The following is a 24,423-nucleotide window of genomic DNA, read 5'->3' on the forward strand; positions in this document are numbered from 1 at the left end:
TTATGATCGCAATAAATAAGATTTTAGACAAAACAAAAGGAGATCGCTGGATATGGCTGATCATTATCCTTTTGTCTCTGATCTCTATACTTACCGTGTATAGTGCTACAGGAACCTATGCTTATAAAGTTGGTAAAACAGTGGAGAAAGTTTTATTAACCAAGCATTTGATTTTTGTAATTATCGGGGTAGGAATGATCTATGTTGCGCATTTATTGGATTACAAATATTACGCAGGGATATCAAAGATCCTGATGATCATTACAATTCCATTATTGTTTTATACCGCAATATTCGGAGCGAGCATCAATGAAGCATCCCGTTGGGTCAAGATTCCTGTTATCGGATTAACTTTCCAAACTTCCGATTTGGCGAAACTGGCTCTGATTACTTTCCTGGCAAGAATGCTGACAAAAAAACAGGAAAATATTAAGGATGTTAAAGAGGCCTTTATCCCAATCATGGGGTCGGTATGTGTGGTTTTCGCATTGATTGCATGGGCGAATTTATCCACTGCAATTATGCTTTTTGGTGTAAGTATCCTTTTGTTGATCATTGGAAGAATTAGTATTAAACAGATCTCTATTGTATGTGCAGGAGGAGCTGTGTTGTTGCTGTTAATTGTATTCTTAGGTCCGAGATCAGGCACTTATAAATCCAGGGTAAATGCTTTCTTGCATCCAGAGAAGCAGAATTCAGATAAAACATATCAGGCGGACCAATCTAAAATAGCGTTGGCGACCGGCGGTGTTTTTGGAAAAGGCCCGGGAAATAGTACTCAAAGAAATTTCTTACCCCATCCATATTCTGACTTTATTTTCGCAATTATCGTAGAAGAATATGGTTTGATGGGAGCAATAACAGTGATTGTATTGTATCTGGTCTTACTCTATCGATGTGTCCGGATTGTAACCCAAAGCCCGAAGGCTTTTGGGGCTTTGCTGGCGGCGGGCCTAAGTTTTAGTCTCACTATCCAGGCTTTTGCTAATATGGCAGTAGCTGTAGGATTGGGTCCGGTAACAGGGGTTCCATTACCACTGGTAAGTATGGGAGGAACATCGATGATCTTTACCAGTATCGCATTCGGAATTATTCTGAGTGTGAGCAGAGATGTAGAAGAAAAAGGCAGTAAAAAAGTAGTAGTAGGTGAAATACCTGCTATGGCATAATATAAGATGAAGAGAGCAACGAGGATAATTATTTCAGGTGGTGGTACCGGCGGACATATATTTCCGGCGATATCAATAGCTAATGCTTTAAAACGCATGGAGCCGGGCTGTGAAATTTTATTTGTCGGGGCTACAGGTAGAATGGAAATGGAAAAAGTTCCCGCTGCCGGATATAAGATTATTGGTTTAAACATCAGCGGTATACAAAGAGGCTCCATAGCGAAAAATTTAAGTTTGCCATTTAAATTGCTTGGAAGCATGCGTAAGGCCTTGCAGTTAATTGCTGATTTTAAACCTGATGTGGTGGTTGGTGTTGGGGGGTATGCTTCTGGTCCGATCTTGTTTGCAGCATCATTGAAAAATGTTCCGTATCTGATTCAGGAGCAGAATTCTTATGCAGGGATTACGAATAAATGGCTGGGTAAAAAAGCGGCCAGAATTTGTGTGGCTTTTGATGATATGGACCAGTTTTTTCCAACGGGAAATATCCTTAAAACAGGAAACCCTGTGAGGAAAGATGTGGTTGACATTGCGCAGAAGCATCATGCTGGCGCAGAGTTGCTGAAGCTGGATCCGTTAAAGAAAACGATCCTGGTAACAGGCGGGAGTCTGGGGGCCGGAACCTTAAATAAAAGTATTGAAAAGCACCTTCAGGAATTAATTGATGCAGATGTGCAGGTGATCTGGCAAACCGGTAAATTTTATTATAAAGGAATTGTTGAGCGACTGGGGCTTGATTTTCATCCCAACATCAGAATCCTGGAATTTCTAAATAAAATGGATATGGCTTATGCGGCGGCTGATCTGATCATTTCAAGAGCCGGAGCAGGTACGATTGCAGAGCTTTGTTTGATAAAAAAGCCGGTTATTCTGGTGCCTTCCCCAAATGTGGCTGAAGATCACCAGACAAAAAATGCAATGGCATTGGTGAAGTATAATGCAGCATTGTTAATTGCCGACCGCTCTGCGGAGGATACTTTGGTGAGAGAGGCTTTGAGTTTATTAAAAGATAAGGAACGCGGTAAAATGTTTTCTGAAAATATAGGAAAGATGGCTTTGCCTGATTCGGATAATATAATTGCAGAACAGGTAATGATTTTAGCAGGGAAAGGAGGTCACGATGGAGTTAGAAACGATTAAACGAATTTATTTTGTGGGGATTGGTGGGATTGGTATGAGTGCACTTGCCCGCTATTTCAAGAATCGTGGCTGTGTGGTTTGTGGTTATGATAAAACCAGAACGAATCTCACTATTGCTTTAGAGAATGAAGGGATCCCGGTTTCTTATGTGGATGAAGCGGCTGAATTGCCGGCTGATTTTGCAAAACATGATGTGGATACACTGATTGTATATACCCCGGCGATTCCAAAAAACAGTGCTTTGCTAAACCATTTCAGGGAAGGTGATTTTGTGTTGAAAAAACGTTCTGAAGTACTTGGGATTATTAGTAAAGGTCAGTTCTGTATCGCAGTTGCAGGGACACATGGAAAGACGACGACTTCTTCTATCATTGCTCATGTATTAACAGATACTGGTTTTGGATGTACCGCTTTTTTAGGTGGGATAGCGACAAATTATGATAGCAACTTTTTACTGGGAGATAATCATGTGGTTGTGGTAGAGGCTGACGAGTATGACAGGTCATTTCTGACTCTGCATCCTGATCTTTCTGTAATTACTTCTATGGATGCCGATCACCTGGACATATACGGTGATGCTGGACAACTGGAAGAATCATTTCGCCTGTTTGCCGGACAGCTCAAACCGGAAGGAACCTTGTTTGTGAAATCAGGATTGCCTTTGCAGGGAGGCGTAACTTACAGTGCAGGGCAGTCTTCTGTCATTAAAGGACAGAATATCCGTGTGGAAGGCTCTAAGTTCGTGTTTGATTATTCTGATGGAGACACGATGATTACGGATTTTCAGCTGATGCTGCCAGGAAGACATAATGTCGAAAATGCAGTCGCGGCCATTGCAGTGGCCTTAAAGCTGGGCATTGATACGGATAAAATAAAGGTCGCTATTGCGAATTTTAAAGGAGTAAAAAGGAGATTTGAATATATAGTTAACGGAGATGGTCATATTTATATTGATGATTATGCTCATCATCCGGAAGAATTAAGGGCTTGTTTTGATGCAGTCAGACAGCTGTATCCGGAGAAGAAGTTGACCGTGATTTTTCAGCCGCATCTGTTCACACGGACCCGTGATTTTGCAGATGATTTCGCAAAAATATTGAGTACGGTGGATGAGCTGGTTTTGCTTGAAATTTATCCTGCCAGAGAATTGCCATTGGAAGGAATCGACGCTGCCTTTTTACTAAATAAAATCAGTCTTAAAAATAAAGAGATCATTGCTAAAGGCCTCGTGCCGGAATATATTAAAAATAAAAAACCTGAGCTGTTGTTAACAGTGGGCGCAGGTGATATAGATACGTTAATACAACCACTTAAAGCTAGTTTCACTAATGTTTAAAGACATCAATTGGAAATCGGTATTTAACAAGTTTGCTTGGATATTTTGTCTAGGTGGATTGGTGGTGCTTATGAGTTTTGTAAGCAGCAAAAAGAGTACGGTTGCGATTACTAATGTCAAGATATTAATTCCAGGTGCGGATAACTTTATTGAAAGAGAAGAAATTGATGCGGTTTTAAAACAAAGTCAGGGCTCTTTAATCGGGCGTAAACTGGAGCAGATTAATCTTCAGGACATCGAGAAAAAAATTAAGTCCAATCCTTATATCGCTCTGGCTACAGTGTATGCGGATATGGATGGAGTAATTCATATTGAAATTAAGCAACGTCAGCCGATTTTAAGGGTGATTAATGCGAATGGTCAGGACTATTATATTGATCGGAATGGGTTGAAAATGCCGGTATCTCCAAATTTTACAGCTAATGTATTGGTGGCCAATGGGAATGTTATGGAGCATTTTACCGGGAGGGTAGATACATTAATCACTAAACTGGCCAGGGATTTGTATGAGACTTCATTATTTATTAAGAAAGATACTTTGTGGGATGCACAAATCGAACAGTTGTTTGTAAATGATAAAGCTGATATCGAGTTGATCCCAAGGGTAGGTAATCAACGCATCATTCTCGGTTCTGCAGACTCTTTACAGGTGAAAATGAGAAACCTGCTTGCTTTTTATAAGCAGGCAATGCCTAAGGTTGGGTGGGATACTTATAAAACAATTAATGTAAAGTATACCAATCAGGTGGTGTGCGTGAAAAATAAACCAGATTCTGTTATCGTCAACGGAGTTAAAAGACCTAAAATTGTTGATACACTGAAGGCGAATAAAGGAGTAGTTGATAAACTGGTGATGCAGCAAATTGCCATGGAAATGAAAAATGATGGAGACGATCCTGATCTGCCTGATGGAGCAGTAGTGCCTCCACCAAAAAAAACAGTTAAGTCAGTAGCAAGTTTAAACCCGGTAACGGCAAAGACCTCTAAAGCTGCAACCGCTAAAGCGGTAAAGAAAAAAGTTGCCTTGCCTGTAAAGAAGGCAACAGTAAAACCACCGGTTAAACCGGTAGCAAAAAAGACGGCTAAACCCTCGACAACAAAAACGGTAAAAAGCACGGTTAAGAAGCCTGTAGCAAAAGACAATAGTAAAACAGATACCAAGAAGAACAAATAGTATAAAACTCAACAAATCGATATAGTTATGGGCAAAGAAAAATCTATCGTGCAGTCTCCAATCGTAGTAGGATTGGATATTGGTACTACAAAGATCTGCGTGATCGTAGGCCGGCGCACGCAGCACTCAAAAATAGAAGTACTGGGCATAGGGAAAGCGGAGTCTGCCGGGGTTACCCGTGGGGTAGTTTCCAACATCCAGAAAACGGTGCAGGGAATCGCACAGGCCGTGGAAGTGGCCAGTGGGCAATCGAATGTAGAAATCCGCGTGGTAAACGTTGGTATTGCTGGTCAGCATATCAAGAGTTTGCAGCATCGTGGAATCCTGACGAGGAGAGAGCTGAACAATGAAATCGGTAAAAAAGATATAGACAAATTAATTGATGATATGTTCAAACTGGTTATGCCCCCGGGAGAAGAAATCATTCATGTTTTGCCTCAGGAATTTACCATTGATAACGAGCCCGGAGTAAAAGATCCTATCGGAATGGCAGGAGTGCGTTTAGAAGCAAACTTTCATATCATTTCAGGACAGGTTACTGCTGTCAAGAATATCATGAGATGTGTAACCAATGCCGGGTTACAAACTCAGGAATTAATTTTGGAGCCTCTTGCTTCTTCTGAATCGGTGTTGAGCGAGGAAGAGAAGGAAGCGGGTATCGCTTTAGTGGATATCGGTGGTGGTACTACTGATATTGCTATTTTTCATGAAGGTATTATCCGCCATACTGCTGTCATCCCATTTGGAGGTAACAGTGTTACGGAAGATATTCGCGAAGGTTGTTCTGTAATGAGAAACCAGGCTGAACTGTTGAAGACCCGTTTCGGTTCTGCCCTGGCGGAAGAAAATAAAGAGAATGAAATTATTTGTGTTCCCGGACTAAGAGGAAGAGAACCAAAAGAGATTTCTGTGAAAAATTTAGCTTATGTGATCCAGGCCCGTATGGAAGAAATCATTGAGCATGTTTATTATGAAATCAAATCGTCTGGTTATGAGAAAAAATTAATCGGTGGTGTGGTTATTACTGGTGGTGGCGCTTTGCTGAAACATCTTTCTCAATTGGTAGAATATGTGACTGGTTTAGATTGCCGTGTTGGCTATCCGAATGAGCATTTGTCGAAATACGAGGACATGCCGAAGACGATTTATGATGATCTGAAAAGCCCGATGTATGCAACGAGTGTGGGACTATTGATCAAAGGAATCCAGAAAGCCGAAGAGTTGATTGAAGAAATGAAACAACCTGGAGTATATGTGGAAAAACCTAAGGATGGTAAAGACAAAACCAAGAATTCAGGTGGTGGCTTGTTTGATAAGCTGTTAGCGAAGGCTAAGGATTTTGTTAAAGACGATATGAACGTAAGTGACGAAGATTATATTAAATCATAATATTTATCCACAATAAACGATTTTTCCACATTTTAAACACTTGTGGGAAACGCCTGTTAAAAAGTGTGTATTATTACATAGGTAGATGAACAGGAAAAACGAATTTTTAAATAACTGATTCATAAAGATATGCAGTTCGAAATGTTAAAAGATAAGTCATCAATCATCAAGGTAATTGGTGTTGGTGGCGGTGGTGGTAATGCGGTAAACCATATGTACCGTCAGGGAATTACAGGAGTAGACTTTATTATTTGTAATACAGATGCGCAAGCATTGGAGTTTAGTCCGATCCCTAATAAAGTGCAATTGGGCGCAAGCCTAACGGAAGGAATGGGTGCAGGCTCAATCCCCGAGGTTGGAAAAAATTCTGCTATTGAAAATATAGATGACATCAAACAAATGCTGGGAAGCACCACTAAGATGTTGTTTATAACAGCCGGAATGGGGGGTGGTACCGGAACTGGTGCAAGCCCGATCATTGCAAAAGCAGCTAAAGAATTAGACATATTAACAGTGGCTATCGTGACTACGCCTTTTGCTTTTGAAGGTAAGAGACGTAAGATGCAGGCCAATGATGGTTTAGATGAGCTGAAGAAATATGTGGATTCGTACCTGGTAATTTCGAACGACAGGTTACGTGAGATCTTTGGTAACCTTACCCTGGGATCTGCTTTCGCACAGGCCGACGATATCTTAACTACTGCCGCAAAAGGAATTGCTGAAATCATTACTGTACCGGGATATATCAACGTGGATTTTAAAGATGTGCGTACCGTGATGAAAGACAGCGGTGTATCTATCATGGGTAGTTTTGCCTGTGATGGTGAAAACAGAGCTTTAAATGCTGTGGAGGGTGCTTTAGCTTCTCCGTTATTGAAAGATAATGAGATTGAAGGTGCCAGATATATTTTGTTAAATATCAGTTCAGGGTTACGTGAAGTAACGATGGATGAGGTAACTATCATTACTGATTATATTCAGGATAAAGCAGGTCTTTCTGCAGACCTGATCTGGGGTAACTGTATTGATGAAAACCTGGAAGATAAATTATCGGTAACGATTATTGCTACAGGATTCCAGACTACGGAGCAACGTGATGAAGAGAAAAAAAATGTAAAAAAGATTTCTTTGCTCACGCCTGAGGAGGCTCCACTGGTAAAACCTATAGAAGCAGTGAACTCTTTTATTGCACCTAAACCTGAAGCGGTTTCAAACGAGCCGGTCATGAAGGCAAAGGAAGAAATTAAGCAATCTGATCTTTTTGGTGACCTTTACGGAAACAATAAAAGAAAAATGGAAGATCCTGAAAACGGGATCGTAAGACATACTCTGGTGGAAGAAGAAGCTTCGGCATCTGAAAGTCAGGAACCTGCTTTTGAATTTGAAATCAAAGTTGCAGAGACTGATTTTGTATTTGAAAAACCAGAAGCAGTATTTAATAATGATGTTGAGCCCCTGAAGCAGGAAGTGCAGGAGACGGGTGCTGATGATGATAAAAGCGATGAATCTATTGAAGATCAGCTGAAAAAATCTAAAGAGAGAATTTTAAGGTTGAAAGACCTGAGTATGAAACTGAGAACCAGCAATGGTTTACAGGAATTAGAGAATGAACCTGCTTACAAACGTAAACAGATGCAATTGCAGCAAGTTCAGCATTCTTCTGAATCTCAGGTTTCAAGGTTTACTTTGAGTAATGATGAGGACGGATCTACAGAGATCAGACCTAACAATTCATTCTTACATGATAATGTTGACTAATAAATGATCTGAATATTTTAAAAAGCCTTAGCAATTTCTTTGCTGAGGCTTTTTTGGCATAATAATCGTACGTTGTGCCTATAAACAGGGATAATTGCTATTAAAGCATAATAACCTTAAATTTGCAAAAAATAAGATATATAATTTAAATAGATACACATTGGATATTTTTGATAAAGTAGCAAAGCGCATGGGCCCGATTGGTCAGCACCAAAAATGGTCACATGGATATTTCTCTTTTCCTAAATTAGAAGGAGATATCGCGCCTCACATGAATTTTCGTGGGAAAGAACATTTAGTTTGGAGTTTAAACAATTATTTAGGCTTAGCGAACCATCCGGAAGTAAGGAAAGCAGATCAGCAGGGAGCAACGGATTTTGGTATGGCTTATCCTATGGGTGCCAGGATGATGTCGGGAAACTCTAAGTACCATGAACAAATGGAGCAGGAACTTGCCACTTTTGTTGGAAAACCGGATGCCTTTTTGTTAAACTATGGCTATCAGGGAATGGTATCGATCATTGACTGCCTGGTAGACAGAAATGACGTTATCGTTTACGATGCAGAGTCTCATGCCTGTATCATAGATGGCTTACGTTTGCATATGGGAAAACGTTTTGTATATCAGCATAATGATATTGAGAGTGCCCGTAAGCAACTGGAGCGTGCTACTAAATTAGTAGAGCAAACCGGTGGGGGAATCCTTTTAATTACTGAAGGTGTTTTTGGAATGTCAGGGGCACAGGGTAAATTAAAAGAACTGATTGAATTAAAAAAAGATTTTGATTTCCGTCTGTTGATCGATGATGCACATGGTTTTGGCACTATGGGACCAACGGGAGCAGGTACCCATGAAGCACAGGATTGTATTGATGGAGTAGATATATATTTTGGTACTTTTGCCAAGTCTATGGCTGGAATTGGTGCTTTCGTTGCTTCTACTGAGGAATTAACGAATTTTTTCCGTTATAACATGCGTTCACAGACTTTTGCAAAAGCTTTACCAATGCCAATGGTAATTGGCTTGCTGAAACGCCTGGAACTGCTTAAAAATAGTCCTGAATTAAGAGAACGGTTGTGGAATATAGCGACTACCCTTCAAAAAGGTCTTAGAGCACGGGGATTCGATTTAGGAGTAACTAATACAATGGTAACACCTGTATTCTTAAAAGGCGAATTATTGGAAGCTACTGCATTAACGATGGACCTTCGTGAGAACTACGGCATCTTCTGTTCAATTGTAGTGTATCCGGTGATCCCTAAGGGACTAATTGAGTTAAGATTGATCCCAACTGCCGTGCATACTCTGGAAGATGTACAGCGTACATTAGATGCCTTCAGTGAGGTGTCAGATAAACTTAAAAGCGGTTATTACAAAGAGAACCAATTCTCTATGGCTTAATCATAACGGCCCTTCAAAAAAAGAGACTGCTTTTAATTAGGTAGTCTCTTTTTTATTTAAAAGATAAATCTGTTTCGATTTCGAAAGAAAGGCCGCATACTGACTCGATAAGGCTGAAAATAGTTCTCATTTGATCCCATTTATTGTCTTAAACTCTTTTTTTATTAAAATAAACATCTTACTTTAGTAATAGAGTATCAATCAAACCATTAAAAACTAAAAGGAGTAAATTAACGATGAAAAAATTTAATGAAGCAAAAGAACTTGTTGCCGCTTTAGAAGCTGATGCAGACAAATTCTACAACAAAGCCAACAGTGCTGCAGGAACTCGTGTACGTAAAGGTATGCAAGATCTTAAAAACCTAGCTCAAGCTATTCGTTTGGAAGTTCAGGAAACTAAAAACAAAGCCACTAAATAAGCTTTTTGGTTCAAAAAAAAGCGTCCAGGAAACCGGGACGCTTTTTTTATGAAATCAGTTTTTTAAGCAGTGATCCTTTTTGTCTCATTAATGATAGCCTGACGTAATTCATCTGATACCTTTACCAATGGTAGACGCACATGATCATCACAAACGCCCAATTGTTTCAGGGCAGCTTTAACACCCGCCGGATTTCCTTCTGCAAACATCTGTCTAGTAAATTCAATCAGGTTCAGGTGTAATGGAGCAGCAGTCTTGAAATCGCCCTTCAAAGCCAGTCTGATCATATCAGACAATTGTTTTGGTAAAGCATTTCCAATTACAGAAATTACACCCACAGCACCCAGGGAAATCATTGGTAAAGCTACGGGGTCATCTCCGGAGATCAGCATGAAATCCGCAGGTTTATCTCTCATGATCTGGTTAAACTGGTCGAAATTTCCGGAAGCCTCCTTTGTCCCGATGATGTTTTTAAAATCATTTGCCAAACGACAGGTAGTTTCCGGACTTACGTTACTAGCCGTACGTCCTGGTACATTGTACAGTAAAATCGGTAGTGCACTGGCTTCTGCCACTGCCTTATAATGTTGATAAATGCCTTCCTGAGTCGGCTTATTGTAGTATGGACTGGCTGATAATATCGCGTCATAACCACTCACTTCAAAATCTTTTATGCTTTGTGCAACCTCGGCAGTATCATTTCCTCCGATACCAGCAACAAGAGGTAAACGGCCATTGTTTATTTCAGCAGTAAATTCCCAGATCTTCTTCTTCTCACTCTTATTCAGGGTTGATGCTTCTCCTGTGGTACCTAAAGATACCAGGTATTCTACCTTTCCTTCGACTAAGTAATTGATGAGGCTTTTCAGTCCGTCATAATCTACTGTTCCGTCTGCATTAAATGGTGTAACCACTGCTACACCTGTTCCGTGAAATTTATTCATCTTTTATGTTTACTTCAATAACTCTAATAGGTCGTCTACAGAAATCAAGGGGACATTTAGTTTGTTTGCTTTCTCCAATTTAGAAGGCCCCATGTTATCACCTGCAACAAGGTAATTAAGCTTTGCAGAAATACCGCTTAATATCTTGCCCCCATTGTTTTCTATCATTTCTTTGAGCTCTTCTCTACTGTAATTCTCAAAAACTCCCGAAATTACAAATGTTTTTCCAGTTAATTTGTCACTTTCCAGTGTAATTTCTTTTTCTATTACTTCGAATTGCAATCCGTAGGCTTTTAATAGGTTAATTTGTTGCAAATGTTCCGGTGTTCCAAAATATTCAATGATACTTTCTGCGATTCTTTGACCAATTTCGTCAATCGCTACCAGCTCTTCCAGGCTTGCACTGGTTAGTTTGTCGATGTCTTTAGTTCCTACGGCCAGTTTTCGGGCAACAGTTTCGCCAACATACCTTATTCCCAATCCAAAAAGCACTTTTTCGAAGGGCATTTGCTTGGACTGTTCAATCCCTTTGAGCATGTTCTCAATGGAACGTTCACCAAAGCGCTCCAGAGTTTTCAATTGATCAGACTTTTCATGCAAGGTATAGAGATCGCTGATGTGCGCAACCAGACCGCGTTGATAAAAAGTTTCTATGGTTTCATCCCCCAGTCCGTCGATGTTCATTGCCTTACGACTGATAAAATGTTGTATTTTGCCAACAATCTGTGGTGGACATGCTTCGTCATTTGGGCAATAGAAAGCCACTTCTCCTTCTTTTCTGATCAAGCCGGTATGGCATTCAGGGCAAAGTGTAGGATAGTTGACTTTTACCGCTCCGGCTTTCCGTTTATCCAAATTGACATTGATAATTTTTGGAATGATTTCTCCGCCTTTTTCAACAAATACGCTATCGCCTTCATGAAGGTCTAGTCTTTCAATTTCATTTGCATTATGCAGGGTAGCCCTTTTTACTGTTGTTCCGGCCAGTTGAACTGGCTTCAGGTTGGCTACAGGGGTAACTGCACCGGTGCGCCCTACCTGATAAGTTACCTTTTCAAGAATGGTCTCTACTTCCTGGGCCTTGTATTTATAGGAAATGGCCCAACGGGGAGATTTTGCTGTAAATCCAAGTTCCTGCTGCTGGGCATAACTGTTTACTTTGATCACAATTCCATCTATCTCATAAGACAACTTAAATCGTGCTTCTTCCCAGTATTGAATAAAAGAGAGTACTTCATCCATACTGTTGCTGAGTTTGGTATGTTCACAAACATTGAATCCCCATTCTTTGAGGCTCTGTAAACTCTCCCAATGGGTTTTGAAATAATTCTTATCCGTATTCAAAGAATAAAGGAAGCAATCCAACGGGCGTTTGGAGACTTCCTTTGAATCCTGCATTTTAACGGTTCCTGCTGCAAAATTTCTGGGATTGGCATATGGGATCTCTCCAAGCTCTTCCCGTTCCTTATTGAGCCGGTCAAATGCTGCACGGTGCATAAAAATCTCCCCTCTGATTTCAAAAAGAGGAGGAATAGTTTCGTTCCTTAATTTATGAGGGATATTACGGATGGTTTTAATATTGGTTGTTACATCATCACCTTTACTTCCATCACCACGGGTTACTGCCCTGATGAGTTTGGAATTTTCGTAAGTAAGACTGATAGACAAACCATCAAATTTCAATTCGCAAACATATTCAAACTGGTCACCAATGGCTTTTCTGATGCGATCGTCGAAATCACGAAGATCTTGCTCATTATAGGTGTTGCCTAAAGAAAGCATCGGCCAGCGGTGGGGAACAGTAGTAAAGTTTTTGGTGATATCTCCCCCAACTTTTAAAGTCGGAGAGTTAGGGTCAGCAAACTCAGGGTGCTCTTTTTCGAGTTTGTCTAACTCCTCTAGCTTCTTATCAAATTCATAATCTGCAATGGTAGGCATTGCCAGAACATAATAATTGTAACTGTGTTGGTTAAGCTCCTTAACCAAGGCTTCCATTTTGTCTTTTATCTCCATAATTGGTATAAGACAAAGATAGAATAAATCAGAATAAAGGAGGAAGCATACCTTCTATGCCATTGAAAATCTCCATATAATCAGGTTCAATAGATTCTTTATATGCTTCAAGTCTTTCGGTAAGCAAAGATAACTGGACTTCTGTAAATGGATTTTCCCATAAGCGCATGCAGATGCGGTTTAGCGCATAAGAAATATTTTCCATCTTTTGATAGCTGAAAAGGTACCTGCTGGATATGAATTGTTCTAAGAAACTGAAAAATGTACTGGTGTTATTCAAGCCGCAATTTTTTAAAAAATGAGCTAATGCTGGTTTATCAGCTAGTGTTAACTGCTCATAAAATGTAGGAATACTGACTGCTCCCTTTACGGTAAGGAGGTGATCAAGAACAAGTTCAAGTCCTATGTGTGCTAGGAAAAAGGGCTTTACAGGGCTCTTCTCATCAAACACGGGTAATATGAGTTGTTTTAAAGCATTGGTTTGAGTTTTGAAAAACTCAGAAGAATGGAAGATCCGGTCTACTTCCAGGTGTTTTTCCCAACCGCTGAGTATGGATAATTGATATTTATCGGCTTCAAAAAGATGCTTTTCTTTTAATGGATAGAGATTACTTTCTTTCTGTGCATTCTTAACCAAATCTGGCAAAATGACACCAATTACCATGTTTTCATCATGGTTGTCTCGTTCAAAATAGAAATGGGATAGAAAGTTCATCGCTTTAAAAGTAGCTATTTTTGTTCAGTGCTTTTCCTATATTTGCGGCAAAAGGATATAATAATGACCAATTTTGTTGAAGAATTACGCTGGAGAGGCATGTTGCAGGATATCATGCCTGGTACTGAAGAAAAATTAAATGAGGGAATGACGTCCGGGTATATTGGTTTTGATCCAACTGCAGATTCATTGCATGTTGGTCACCTGACCCAGATCATGACACTTATTCATTTTCAACGGGCAGGACATAAGCCTTATGCTCTGGTAGGTGGTGCAACAGGAATGGTTGGTGATCCTTCAGGTAAATCTGACGAAAGAAATCTTCAAACCGAGGATATGGTAGAACATAATCTTCGAGGAATGAAAAAACAACTTTCCAAGTTCCTGAAATTTGAAGATGCGGGTAATGGTGCAGTCATGGTAAATAACAATGACTGGTTTAAAGATATGAACCTGTTTACTTTTATCAGGGATGTCGGGAAACACATTACTGTAAATTATATGATGGCTAAGGACAGTGTGAAAAGACGTCTGGATGGTGATTCCGGTTTGTCTTTTACAGAGTTTTGCTATCAGTTGATTCAGGGGTTTGACTTTTACTATTTGTGGAAACATCATAATTGTCTCATTCAAATGGGTGGCTCAGATCAGTGGGGTAATATTGTTACCGGAACAGAATTGATCAGACGTAAAGACGCAGGTACTGCATTTGCAATTACGACCCAGTTGATAAAAAAAGCAGACGGAACTAAATTCGGTAAGACTGAAAGCGGTGCTGTTTGGTTAGATCCTGAGAAAACATCGCCTTATAAGTTCTATCAGTTTTGGTTAAATGCTTCTGATGATGATACCAAGAAGTGGATCCGGATCTTTACTTTAAAAGCTAAGGAAGAAATTGAGGCATTGGAAACGGCACATGATGAGGCCCCTCATCTGCGTATTTTGCAAAAATCATTGGCAGAAGATATTACGGTAAGGACGCACTCTTCGGAAGCATTGGAGACTGCAATTAAAACCTCTGAATTTTTATTCGGAAATGGGTCACTGGAATTTTTCAATACTTTGAGTGAAACACAGGTGCTGGAAATTTTTGAAGGGATTCCTCAGTTTCGGATTTCAAAAGAAGAATTAATTTTGGGTATTGACGCTGCTACCTTACTCGCTGAGAAATCAACTGTTTTTTCTTCTAAAGGAGAGGCAAAGAAATTAATTCAGGGTGGTGGCGTTTCGGTAAATAAAGAGAAGCTAAAAGATGCTGCGGAAGTTATTTCAGCAGATCAGCTGTTAAATGATCAGTTTATTATCGTTCAGAAAGGGAAGAAGAACTACTTCTTGTTGATCGTTAATTAGTTATATTAAAAGAGTTTAAAAAATCCCGGCCTGAATCCGGGATTTTTTTATGAAATAGTTTCTTCAGGGAAAATCATTGAACCAATAGATTACAGCCTCTGATATCGGCATTGTCAAACCGGCCCAATACTTCAAAGGATCCATCAGGAAATAAACGGCCAAGATCTTGTGTAGCGATAAAAGAGCAGGAGTTAACATTTGCGAGGTCAATAACATTGATCCCGCCACTACGGTTATTGCTAAGCAAAGTTAAAGGGTCATTGGTATCTCTCAGGTAAATTTTCATCCATGGCGGACAATCAAAAATGCCCTTGCCCTTGGAGTACGCCTGAGAAAGGAGCTCGGTCATACCATATTCACTATGGATATCGGTTATTCCAAAACCATCTTGTAAAAGCTGATGTAATTCTTCTCTTACCATTTCTTTTCTTTTTCCTTTCATTCCGCCCGTTTCCATAACTACCAGTTGAGGGAAATCAATCTGATATTTTTCGATGAAATCAAGTAGGGCATAGGTTACTCCGATGAGAATGGTTTTTTGACCCGCAGCTTTTAGTTGATCCAATTTTTGATATAGTTCTTCATGGTTATGAAGAAAGTACCCGCTGTCCTGATGTTTGCTCTCCCTTATCAGGGAATCCACCATGTAAATTAAAGAAGAGCCGTCACGTTCAAGGTAAGAGGGGAGTAAGGCCAGGAAACAGGTGTTTTCGATCTTCCCGTAAAATTGCTCAAAAGCAAGGGTAAAACTCTGGTCATAGATTGAAAGATCGGTAACCAGGTGTTTGCTTTGGATCATCCCTGTAGTACCCGAACTGCTGAATGTGATTTCAACAGGAAGCGTACTACTTAATATTTCATGAGTTTTAAAAAAACTGATCGGTAGATAAGGAATTTGTGCGGAATTACTGATCTCTTCAGGCTTAACCCTGAGATGAGAAATGTATTCCTTGTAAATGGAACAATTTGAGGCCTGATGTCTGAATACTTTCAGGCAGGTTTCTTCAAACTGCCTGTGATTGCTGATAGAAAATATTTGCTTGATTAAATCCTTCACCCGGCAAAAATACAGAAGAATGTTTTAGTTAAGCAGTGGTTTTTTTAGATAATACTGCTTTTCTAAAATGATAGCCACAGAAACCACTGATTGCAGCTACGAAAGCGCCTAGTATGGTGCTAATTATCAGTACCATCCACCATGCCTTGAGGCCTATCATTTCTGCTACCCTCGATGCTAGAAGATGCTGATTAGGGATGCTTTTAAATAAAGCAAATCCCAACCACAGCAATAGAATTGCAAAAAAGGGAGACCAGAGCGAAATCTTTGCTGTTTTGCCTATAAGTCCGCAGGTTGCAAAAGAAATTACAACAATAATCCACCAGGGAAGTACCATTTGAAGGAGAAATGAGGCAATAAATATAACTATGAAAACCATCGTATTATTTTTTGGTTATTTTTAATTGAGAAATTATTTTGGCGTTTGGATCATTTGGAGATTGCATGAAATAAAGATCATACAATTTACCTGCTGCCCAGGTGTCAATCATATCGTCGTAGAAACGACTTCCGGGATTGCCGGACTGTCCACCAGGAAATACCCCATGCCCTTTAGGGTTTTTTCCTAATTCTATGACCATTCTCCAGGATGGGCCATTGCTTTCACTTAAAGCATCAATGGTCATTTTTCCACCGCCAATCAGGAGTGTTTTAGATCCGAATCCGGGTATTTTTGCCAGATGTGGCACATTCGTATGTTTAACATTGGCCCATTCCCATTTTTTGCCGATGGCTCCATATTTTCTTTCCAGGCTATCACAAGTATATTTGAAAGCTTCATTTACCAGGTCAGCCAGAGTTTCTTTTGCCGGCGTATGGATATTGTCTATCCATTTTGAATTAGGTTCCTTCAATACCAACTGGAGAGAGCGGTCACGGGATGGGAAGCGCATAGGTACATCATCAACAGTAAATTCATCTTCCCATATATTGGATTGTAATCTCTTTGTCCATAAGTCAAAAATGCTGGCTGCTAAAGATTTTGCTTCGTAGAATTTATTCCACTCCGAAGTGATGCGAAAGGCTTCTTTTTGTGTTGCATTCAATTTACTATGGTCTACCAATCCTAAAATGGCGGGTAGAATATTTTGAGCAAAAATGCTGTAAGTGTCGGTTTGCATTAAACGGATACTATCTGTCGTCGCCTTGGTCATGGCAGTTAAACGGTCATTAATTCTCTTCCCACGTTCATAAGGACTAAATTCCCAGTTGATATAATAGGGATAGCTGGGGTCTGTGGAGGATTGATTTGCTGAGCTGACAAAACCTCTTGGCGGATTCTTCACAGTAGGGTTATGCGCTGGAGGAATCCAACCCTGCCAATCATTTTTAGGATCTGTTCCATCCAGAATAAATTTCCCCTGATCTTTCCACTTTAACGGAAATTTTCCATTTGCCGTAATGGCAATGTCATTGTCTGCAGAGGCGAATATGAAGTTTTGAGCAGGAGCAGTAAAATAAGTTAATGCCTTGCGGTAATCGTCGTAATTTTTTCCGCGGTTTAGCAGATAAAAGGTTTTGAGTTCACTTGATTTTTCATGTGCAACCCAGCGAAGGGCGTGACCTACCGGAACATTTTTTGCCTTAGCATAACCAGTTGGCTTTTGCAGGTATACCACAGGACCATGATGTGTGTAATAAACAGTATCAGTTTCGGGTTTCTCTCCTTTAATTTCAATTTTTTCAAGCCGGGTAGTGGTATTTTTCCATTGGTTGTTATACCAGTAGCTTTTGTGGGTGTTGTCTTTAAATTTTATCTGATAAAAATCAAGAACATCGGCAGCGACATTGGTTACGCCCCATGCAATGTTCTGGTTAAAGCCTATAATAATTCCAGGAGCCCCGGGAAGAGATACTCCATAGGAGTTTAATCCGGGAGCATGTAATTGGATCTGATACCAGATAGAGGGTAAGGTGAGGTCCAGATGTGGATCATTAGATAAAATTGGCGCACCTGAAAGGGTCTTCGCCCCTGATAATGCCCAGTTATTACTTCCGATTCCTTCTTCTTTTTGTTTAGTCTTTACTGATCCTGTTAACACTTCGGTGAAAGAGGAAGGAGGAGTTGGAACAGGAAGCGGTTGGAAATCCCATTTTGTTCCTACCGGGATGATCGGATCTTCTTTGAAAGGATAATCAGGAAAAAGGTCCTTTACCACCTCAGTCCCAAATTTCTTTCGGATATTGGTCATATAAAATTCATCAGATCCCATGGCCAGAATAGCCGACATCTGCTTTAACAATAAAGCACACTTTAAAGGTGTCCAGTCTTCCGGTGTAAAGTCTAAAATTTTATATTCGACAGGTAGTTTTGCAGCAGATAAGGAGTGGATATAGGCGTTGATTCCAGCGGTATAAGCAAGGATCATTTCTTTAGATTTAGGATCAGCCATCATTCCATCCAATGATTTTTCTGCTCCATATACCATTCCCATTCTCCGTTGATACCTGTCGACCTCTATGGCTTTCCTTCCAACTACTTCGGATAACCGTCCGGCGGCAAATCGGGTTTGAAAATCCATTTGCCATAATCTGTGTTTGGCAGTTACATAACCCTGAGCATAATAAACATCATGATCGTTCTGGGCAAAAATATGAGGAATCATGCGATCGTCAAATGCAATGTTGACATTGGCAATCGTCTCTTTCAGCACCAGACTTTTACGTGATTTTACGGTAGCATTCTCGGCATTTTGCCAGAATCCGGTAAAGGGGTTAAGAAACTTTAATATGGGAGGTGTGTTTCCGAATTTTGTATTCAATGCATAAGCTAACAGGATCGGGATTACAATGCAAATCAGGGCTTTTATTTTATTCATCATAATTGAATTAAAGGTACGCTTTATCTTATCAATTAAAGAGCTCAGTTTTTGGTTTCTGCAATTTAACACAAAACTTAATTCGTTTAAAATGAAAATTAGATTTTGTCAATTAAATAACTAGCAGAATGCAGTTTGGATAATTAAAAAATTGTATTAAATTTAAGATAAAATTAACCAAATATAAAATTCTAACGTATGATCAAAACTTTTACAAAAGCAATCTTCACGTTTTTACTGTTCTTTGTTACTGCTGCAGTAGCACAAGCACAAAACGTCGTCATTAGTGGGACAGTGACCGATAAACTCACTAAAGAACCAATACCAGGTGTTGGGATTACAGTCAAAGGCACTACTGCAGGCACGGCTACTGATAACGCTGGAAAATATAATTTCAGTACTTCACAGAAAGCACCTTTTACATTAGTGATTTCTTATTTAGGTTATATTTCGGTTGAAAAGCAAATTACCGGAAATACGTCTAATTTAGATGTGGAGCTGGAACAAACTGCAATTCTGGGACAGGAAGTTGTTATTTCTGCGTCGAGAACTCCTGAAAAGATTCTGGAATCGCCGGTATCTGTGGAGCGGTTGGGCGCTGCTGCAATTAAAGAGGTCGCAGCACCTTCTTTTTATGATGCATTGAACAATATGAAAGGGGTGGAAATCAGCACTCAGAGTTTAACCTTTAAATCTATCAATACCAGAGGTTTTAACTCAAATGGAAATACCAGATTTAATCAATATGTAGATGGGATGGATAATCAGGCTCCCGGCCTGAATTTCTCTGTTGGTAATATTGTTGGGGTAAATGATCTTGATGTAGACAATGTTGAGTTATTACCGGGTGCTTCTTCTGCTTTATATGGTGCGGGGGGGATCAGTGGTACGATGTTGATCACTTCTAAAAATCCTTATGATTATCAAGGTGCAAGTTTTCAGTACAAAAGAGGAATTAACCATGTGAATGACAATACCAGCGATACGCAGCCATTTAATCAGCTGGATGTGCGTATGGCAAAATCATGGAACAATAAATTTGCTGTTAAAGGTACTTTCTCCTTTATGCAGGCCGAAGACTGGCATGCCAATAACTTCAGCAATTTTGACCGTGCTGCCCGCCAGGCTAAGTCTGGAGATAGAAACTCTGATCCCAATTATGATGGGATCAATAGTTATGGCGATGAAGTAAGTCAGAACATGAGAAATGTTGCTCAGGCTGTTGTTAATGCCGGTACTTCAGGTTTTGTACAGCAGGCATTAGGCTTATCCGGACCCCCAACAGCTGCTCAGATTGCTGCTTTCAGGTCTAATCCAGCTGGAAATGCGGCATTGATGGGCTTCCTAAGCACAGATCCACGGTTCAGACCATTCACTGCTGGTTTAAATACACCAGGGTTGCTGCCTGATCAGAATGTTTCCAGAACAGGGTATGAGGAGGTAAATCTGGTTGATTATAAAACTCAGTCGTTGAAAGCTTCCGGCGCTTTACATTATAGATTTACCCCTACAATAGAGGCGGTGGCTCAGGCGAACTGGGGAACGGGAACTTCTGTGTATACCGGCTCAGATCGTTATTCGTTGCGTAATTTTAACATCGGACAATATAAACTGGAACTAAAAGGTCAGGATTTCTTCTTAAAGGGATATACTACTCAGGAGCGTTCCGGAGATTCTTATATTTCTTCTATTCTGGGTAGTTACATTAACGAGAAGTCAAAGAAATCAACAGATTGGTTTCCTCAGTATGTAGGAAATTATGTTGGTGCACGTGCTGTGGGGGCAAATGATGCAGCGGCGCATGCAGCGGCAAGAGCTGCTGCCAATCAGGGAAGATTTGAACCCGGATCAGCTCAATACGAGGCTGCTAAAGATGAAATCATGAATACAACCATCGCCAGTACTGACTTTAAAAAAGGCATTTATGGTGCTAAATTCAATGATAAAACCAATTTATACCACTATGAAGGAATGTACAACTTCAGTAATGTGTTGAATAATGTAGTGGAATTCCAGCTTGGTTCTTCTTACCGTATTTATCAATTGAGATCTGGCGGTACTATCTTTAATGATCTAAATCAAAAAATTGACATTAATGAATATGGTGCTTTTGCTCAATTGGGTAAGAAATTATTCAATGATAAAGTTAAGCTGACTGTGTCTGGTCGTTATGATAAAAGCACAAATTTTGAAGGTCGTTTTACTCCAAGGGTAACAGGAGTATTTACAGTTGCACCTAACAATAATATCCGTTTATCTTATCAGACAGGATACCGAAATCCTACTACACAAAATCAATATATAGATTTATCTGTTGGCGGAGGTTCTCAAAGATTAATAGGTGGATTACCTGAGAGTCTTGAAAACTATAAACTTTATACCAATAAGCCTTATACTGACGTGAGTTATCGTGCCTTCCTGGCTTCAGCTTCAGCAGGTGCACCGAATCCGGCATTATTGCAGCAATATACTTTCGATGCTAAGGGAGTTGTTCCGGAAAGTGTGCAGGCTTATGAAGTTGGTTACAAAGGGTTATTAGGACCTAAGTTCCTGATTGATGCTTATGCTTACTATAACATGTATAAAAACTTCATTACTGCTGTAGATGTTTATCAGGGTAATGCAGATGGTTCTTTCACTAAATTTGGTGTTCCTGTAAACGCTACCGGCGAGGTAAAAGCGTATGGTGCTGCCTTAGGAATAGATTATTTATTAGGTAAATTTAACCTGAGTGGTAACGTTTCTTATAATGAGATCGGCGATCTTCCTTCTGGTTATATCAATGATTTCAACACACCTAAATACCGTTATAACCTGGGATTGGGAAATAAAGAGATCATCAAAAACGTAGGTTTCAACGTAGCCTGGCGCTGGCAGGATAAATTCTATTGGAATTCATCCTTTGCTTCGGGAGAAGTTCCTGCTTACAGCACACTTGATGCACAAATCAACCTGAAAGTACCTTCAGTAAATTCTATGATTAAAATCGGCGGATCAAACGTGTTGAATAAATACTATTTCACTTCTTATGGTAATCCTTCTGTTGGAGCACTGTATTACGTGTCCTATACTTTTAATCCCTAGGGATCTCTCTGCGTAAACGATAAAAAGCCCCGGCCTTCAAACCGGGGCTTTTTGTTGGGTAAACCTATCGCTTCCAATGGAAAAGCTGTAAAATAATCCTTTGCTTTTCATATAAATTTTAACACCTTAGTTGTACAAATTACACGATCTAGGGATCCGCTATTTTTACTTAAACGATTTTCATGGAAGAACAAAACGAACACGGGAAAGAAATAAAGAATGATGGCAAAATTCAGGAAATTGTTGAAGAGACAGTACAACATTTAAATAATCCTGTTACTGACCTCAAGCCTATTGTTAAGAAATACCTCTCAGCAGTGCAAAAGGTTAAGAAAGATGGAAATAAGTTTTATTTTTCCGATGGTGATGCAAGGGTTGAGATCAGAGTGGTGAGTGATGAGATCATTCGGGTCAGACTGGCACCGCATGGTGTTTTTTTGGATGATTTTTCTTATGCCGTTCCGGTAGTCGATCAGAAGGTAACTACTTTTAAGATGGAAGAGCAGGATGATTATTATGCGATCTCCACCAATACGATTACCTGCAAGATTAGAAAGAACGATTTTCACATCTCTTTTACGGAAAACCTAAGCCAGATGGTTATGAGCGAAGATGAATCGCCAATGCACTGGGAAGAAAATATAGAATTTGGGGGCTATTATGTTTATGCCACAAAAAAATGCCTGCCTGAAGAAAATTTCTTTGGTTTAGGTGATAAGTCAGGAAATATGAACCTTCGGGGACGTCATTTTCAGAACTGGAATACAGATGCTTATTCTTTTGGATGGGATCAGGATCCTCTGTACAGGACTATTCCCTTTTATCTGGGGGTGCATCAACAGGCTGCATATGGAATTTTCTTTGACAATACGTTTCGCTCTTATTTTGATTTTGGAAAAGAAGACCATCAAAAGACCAGTTTCTGGGCTGATGGAGGAGAACTGCAATACTATTACATTCATGGTCCACACATGATGGATGTGGTAAAAAGATACCAGACGCTTACAGGTACCCACCCTATGCCTCCTAAATGGGCACTGGGATATCACCAATGCCGTTGGAGTTATTATCCTGAAAAGAAGGTGAAAGAAATTGCCGATGGATTCAGGTCCAGAAATATCCCATGTGATGCAATCTATCTGGATATTGATTATATGGATGGTTACCGTTGCTTTACCTGGAATAAGAACTATTTCCCGGATCCTAAAAGAATGATTAAGGAACTGGCTAATGATGGTTTTAAAACTGTTGTCATGATTGATCCGGGAATTAAAGTGGACGATAATTACTGGGTATTTAAAGAAGGTAAGGAGAACAATTATTTCTGCAGAAGGAGTGATGATTACTTTATGGAAGGTCATGTTTGGCCGGGAAGATGCCAGTTCCCGGATTTTACCAATCCAACAGTAAGAGAGTGGTGGGGAAATCTATATAAGGAGCTGGTAGATATTGGTGTGGCTGGTGTATGGAATGACATGAATGAGCCGGCTGTATTTGGTGCAGGAACATTTCCTAATGATGTAAGGCATAATTTTGATGGCTATCGCGGATCACATCGTAAAGCGCACAATGTATACGGAATGCAGATGGTACGTTCTACTTACGACGGCTTGAAAAAACTCATGCGTAATAAACGTCCTTTTACCATTACGCGTGCCGGCTACTCCGGAATGCAAAGGTATGGTTGTGTATGGACAGGTGATAATGTGGCAACCTGGGAACATTTAAAAATTGGAAATATCCAGTGTCAGCGAATGTCGGTTTCAGGAGTTCCTTTCTGTGGAACTGACATCGGAGGCTTTAGCGGAGAACCAGATGCAGAATTGTTTACCCGATGGATTCAACTCGGTACTTTCTCCCCGTTTATGCGTGCGCACTCTGCCGGAGATACAGCCGAAAGAGAACCATGGAGCTTCGGTGAGCCCTATACCAGTATCAACAGAACATATATCGAGCTTCGGTATCGTTTAATGCCTTATTTATATTCTGTTTTCTGGGAGCATCACCGTTATGGGTTTCCAATCCTTAGACCTTTAGTTATGCTTGAACAGGAAAATGTGAGCAATCACTTCCGTCAGGATGAATTTACCTTTGGGGATAAAATCCTGGTTTGCCCGGTTTTGGAACAAGGAGCTACTTCACGCCTGGTGTATCTGCCCAAAGGGAAATGGTACAACTTTTGGACACATGAGGTCCTGACTGGTGAAAGCGAACATAATATTCAGGCAGCATTGGATCATATGCCTTTATTTGTACGTGCCGGATCTGTGATTCCTGAATATCCGGTAATGCAATATGTAGGAGAGAAAAATGTAGATGAAGTATTATTGAATATCTATTATTCTGATTATGAGGTGAATTCTTTCCTTTACGAAGATCATGGCGATACTTTTGCTTATGAACAGGATATCTATTCCGAGAAAAAATTCAGCGTTAAAGGGGATAAAAAAAGATTGACCATTGAGCAGGGAGTGGACGGACTTTATACACCTAATTATGAACTGTACAATTATAACATTATAGGGGTTCCTTTTAAAGTGAGTAAAATCACCGTAGATGAGAAGGACGTGACAGACTTTTATATGGATGAGCGCAATTGTTTACGCTTTAAGTCCAATAAGAATTTTATGACAATTAAGGTATACGGTGAATAA

17 protein-coding genes are annotated in these 24,423 nt (G+C 39.9%); 11 read left to right on the plus strand and 6 right to left on the minus strand.

The genetic code is table 11. The features are described from left to right. Positions 1-2: 2 nt before the first annotated feature. The 8 genes from BFS30_RS10010 to BFS30_RS10045 all read left to right on the plus strand — a co-directional run bounded on the left by BFS30_RS10010 (position 3) and on the right by BFS30_RS10045 (position 9,787). Entirely contained in the window at positions 3-1,169 is a 1,167-nt protein-coding gene (locus BFS30_RS10010; RefSeq protein WP_208603049.1) for an FtsW/RodA/SpoVE family cell cycle protein, read from the plus strand. A gap of 6 nt (positions 1,170-1,175) precedes the next feature. Then, entirely contained in the window at positions 1,176-2,309 is a 1,134-nt protein-coding gene (gene murG / locus BFS30_RS10015; protein WP_069379163.1) for an undecaprenyldiphospho-muramoylpentapeptide beta-N-acetylglucosaminyltransferase, read from the plus strand. Continuing rightward, on the plus strand, positions 2,290-3,645 hold the full coding sequence (murC, locus tag BFS30_RS10020) for a UDP-N-acetylmuramate--L-alanine ligase (RefSeq protein ID WP_069379164.1): 1,356 nt from the start codon (positions 2,290-2,292) through the stop codon (positions 3,643-3,645). Before murG ends, murC begins: the two co-directional genes overlap by 20 nt. Beyond that, on the plus strand, positions 3,638-4,819 hold the full coding sequence (locus BFS30_RS10025; RefSeq protein ID WP_237028734.1) for a cell division protein FtsQ/DivIB: 1,182 nt from the start codon (positions 3,638-3,640) through the stop codon (positions 4,817-4,819). The genes murC and BFS30_RS10025 overlap by 8 nt, the downstream gene beginning before the upstream one ends. A gap of 27 nt (positions 4,820-4,846) precedes the next feature. Beyond that, the gene (ftsA, locus tag BFS30_RS10030; protein ID WP_069379165.1) at positions 4,847-6,208 is read left to right on the plus strand and encodes a cell division protein FtsA; all 1,362 of its coding nucleotides are present in this window, start codon (positions 4,847-4,849) and stop codon (positions 6,206-6,208) included. Positions 6,209-6,337: 129 nt separating this feature from the next. Further along, positions 6,338-7,966, plus strand: coding sequence for a cell division protein FtsZ (ftsZ, locus tag BFS30_RS10035; RefSeq protein ID WP_069379166.1), 1,629 nt, complete (start codon positions 6,338-6,340; stop codon positions 7,964-7,966). 160 nt (positions 7,967-8,126) lie between these two features. Next, positions 8,127-9,368 (plus strand): aminotransferase class I/II-fold pyridoxal phosphate-dependent enzyme, encoded by a 1,242-nt coding sequence (locus BFS30_RS10040; RefSeq protein WP_069379167.1) that lies wholly within the window; start codon positions 8,127-8,129, stop codon positions 9,366-9,368. 236 nt (positions 9,369-9,604) lie between these two features. Next, entirely contained in the window at positions 9,605-9,787 is a 183-nt protein-coding gene (locus BFS30_RS10045; protein ID WP_069379168.1) for a histone H1, read from the plus strand. 62 nt (positions 9,788-9,849) lie between these two features. On the opposite strand, the gene dapA is transcribed toward BFS30_RS10045, so the two are convergent. Genes dapA through BFS30_RS10060 form a run of 3 tightly spaced genes read right to left on the minus strand, consistent with a single transcriptional unit; the run spans position 9,850 to position 13,459 of the window. Next, complete coding sequence (gene dapA, locus BFS30_RS10050) at positions 9,850-10,731, minus strand: 4-hydroxy-tetrahydrodipicolinate synthase (protein ID WP_069379169.1); 882 nt, start codon at positions 10,729-10,731, stop codon at positions 9,850-9,852. A 9-nt stretch (positions 10,732-10,740) separates the two neighbouring features. After that, positions 10,741-12,744 (minus strand): NAD-dependent DNA ligase LigA, encoded by a 2,004-nt coding sequence (gene ligA / locus BFS30_RS10055; protein WP_069379170.1) that lies wholly within the window; start codon positions 12,742-12,744, stop codon positions 10,741-10,743. Between the two features lie 28 nt (positions 12,745-12,772). Beyond that, a complete protein-coding gene (locus BFS30_RS10060; protein WP_069379171.1) occupies positions 12,773-13,459 on the minus strand; it encodes an ACP phosphodiesterase in 687 nt (228 codons plus the stop codon). Between the two features lie 63 nt (positions 13,460-13,522). Here BFS30_RS10060 and tyrS point away from each other — a divergent pair, with 63 nt between their 5' ends. Then, entirely contained in the window at positions 13,523-14,809 is a 1,287-nt protein-coding gene (tyrS, locus tag BFS30_RS10065; protein ID WP_069379172.1) for a tyrosine--tRNA ligase, read from the plus strand. 73 nt (positions 14,810-14,882) lie between these two features. Here the strand turns inward: tyrS and BFS30_RS10070 are convergent, their stop codons facing one another. From BFS30_RS10070 to BFS30_RS10080, 3 genes are read right to left on the minus strand one after another with little or no spacing between them, the layout of a single operon-like run. Beyond that, positions 14,883-15,866 (minus strand): acyl transferase, encoded by a 984-nt coding sequence (locus tag BFS30_RS10070; protein WP_069379173.1) that lies wholly within the window; start codon positions 15,864-15,866, stop codon positions 14,883-14,885. A gap of 28 nt (positions 15,867-15,894) precedes the next feature. Beyond that, positions 15,895-16,245 carry a hypothetical protein gene (locus BFS30_RS10075; RefSeq protein ID WP_069379174.1) on the minus strand — a complete coding sequence of 117 codons (351 nt, stop codon included), beginning with the start codon at positions 16,243-16,245 and terminating at the stop codon, positions 15,895-15,897. Between the two features lie 4 nt (positions 16,246-16,249). Beyond that, positions 16,250-18,688: a penicillin acylase family protein gene (locus tag BFS30_RS10080; RefSeq protein WP_335645362.1), complete on the minus strand. Its 2,439-nt coding sequence runs from the start codon at positions 18,686-18,688 to the stop codon at positions 16,250-16,252. 195 nt (positions 18,689-18,883) lie between these two features. On the opposite strand from BFS30_RS10080, the gene BFS30_RS10085 reads away from it, so the two are divergent. Both BFS30_RS10085 and BFS30_RS10090 read left to right on the plus strand, forming a co-directional pair. Then, a complete protein-coding gene (locus tag BFS30_RS10085) occupies positions 18,884-21,769 on the plus strand; it encodes a TonB-dependent receptor (protein ID WP_069379175.1) in 2,886 nt (961 codons plus the stop codon). 182 nt (positions 21,770-21,951) lie between these two features. Beyond that, positions 21,952-24,423, plus strand: coding sequence for a glycoside hydrolase family 31 protein (locus tag BFS30_RS10090; RefSeq protein ID WP_069379176.1), 2,472 nt, complete (start codon positions 21,952-21,954; stop codon positions 24,421-24,423).

The organism is Pedobacter steynii (genome assembly GCF_001721645.1).
GTDB classification, from domain to species: Bacteria; Bacteroidota; Bacteroidia; order Sphingobacteriales; family Sphingobacteriaceae; genus Pedobacter; species Pedobacter steynii_A.

What these genes read in the sequence shown, in the direction of transcription:
- murC (WP_069379164.1), top strand. Translation starts at nt 2,290, where the DNA reads ATGGAGTTAGAAACGATTAAACGAATTTATTTTGTGGGGATTGGTGGG.
- BFS30_RS10010 (WP_208603049.1), top strand. Translation starts at nt 3, where the DNA reads ATGATCGCAATAAATAAGATTTTAGACAAAACAAAAGGAGATCGCTGG.
- BFS30_RS10075 (WP_069379174.1), bottom strand. Translation starts at nt 16,245, where the DNA reads ATGGTTTTCATAGTTATATTTATTGCCTCATTTCTCCTTCAAATGGTA.
- ftsZ (WP_069379166.1), top strand. Translation starts at nt 6,338, where the DNA reads ATGCAGTTCGAAATGTTAAAAGATAAGTCATCAATCATCAAGGTAATT.
- ligA (WP_069379170.1), bottom strand. Translation starts at nt 12,744, where the DNA reads ATGGAGATAAAAGACAAAATGGAAGCCTTGGTTAAGGAGCTTAACCAA.
- tyrS (WP_069379172.1), top strand. Translation starts at nt 13,523, where the DNA reads ATGACCAATTTTGTTGAAGAATTACGCTGGAGAGGCATGTTGCAGGAT.
- BFS30_RS10080 (WP_335645362.1), bottom strand. Translation starts at nt 18,688, where the DNA reads ATGATGAATAAAATAAAAGCCCTGATTTGCATTGTAATCCCGATCCTG.
- dapA (WP_069379169.1), bottom strand. Translation starts at nt 10,731, where the DNA reads ATGAATAAATTTCACGGAACAGGTGTAGCAGTGGTTACACCATTTAAT.
- BFS30_RS10025 (WP_237028734.1), top strand. Translation starts at nt 3,638, where the DNA reads ATGTTTAAAGACATCAATTGGAAATCGGTATTTAACAAGTTTGCTTGG.
- ftsA (WP_069379165.1), top strand. Translation starts at nt 4,847, where the DNA reads ATGGGCAAAGAAAAATCTATCGTGCAGTCTCCAATCGTAGTAGGATTG.
- BFS30_RS10090 (WP_069379176.1), top strand. Translation starts at nt 21,952, where the DNA reads ATGGAAGAACAAAACGAACACGGGAAAGAAATAAAGAATGATGGCAAA.
- BFS30_RS10060 (WP_069379171.1), bottom strand. Translation starts at nt 13,459, where the DNA reads ATGAACTTTCTATCCCATTTCTATTTTGAACGAGACAACCATGATGAA.
- murG (WP_069379163.1), top strand. Translation starts at nt 1,176, where the DNA reads ATGAAGAGAGCAACGAGGATAATTATTTCAGGTGGTGGTACCGGCGGA.
- BFS30_RS10045 (WP_069379168.1), top strand. Translation starts at nt 9,605, where the DNA reads ATGAAAAAATTTAATGAAGCAAAAGAACTTGTTGCCGCTTTAGAAGCT.
- BFS30_RS10085 (WP_069379175.1), top strand. Translation starts at nt 18,884, where the DNA reads ATGATCAAAACTTTTACAAAAGCAATCTTCACGTTTTTACTGTTCTTT.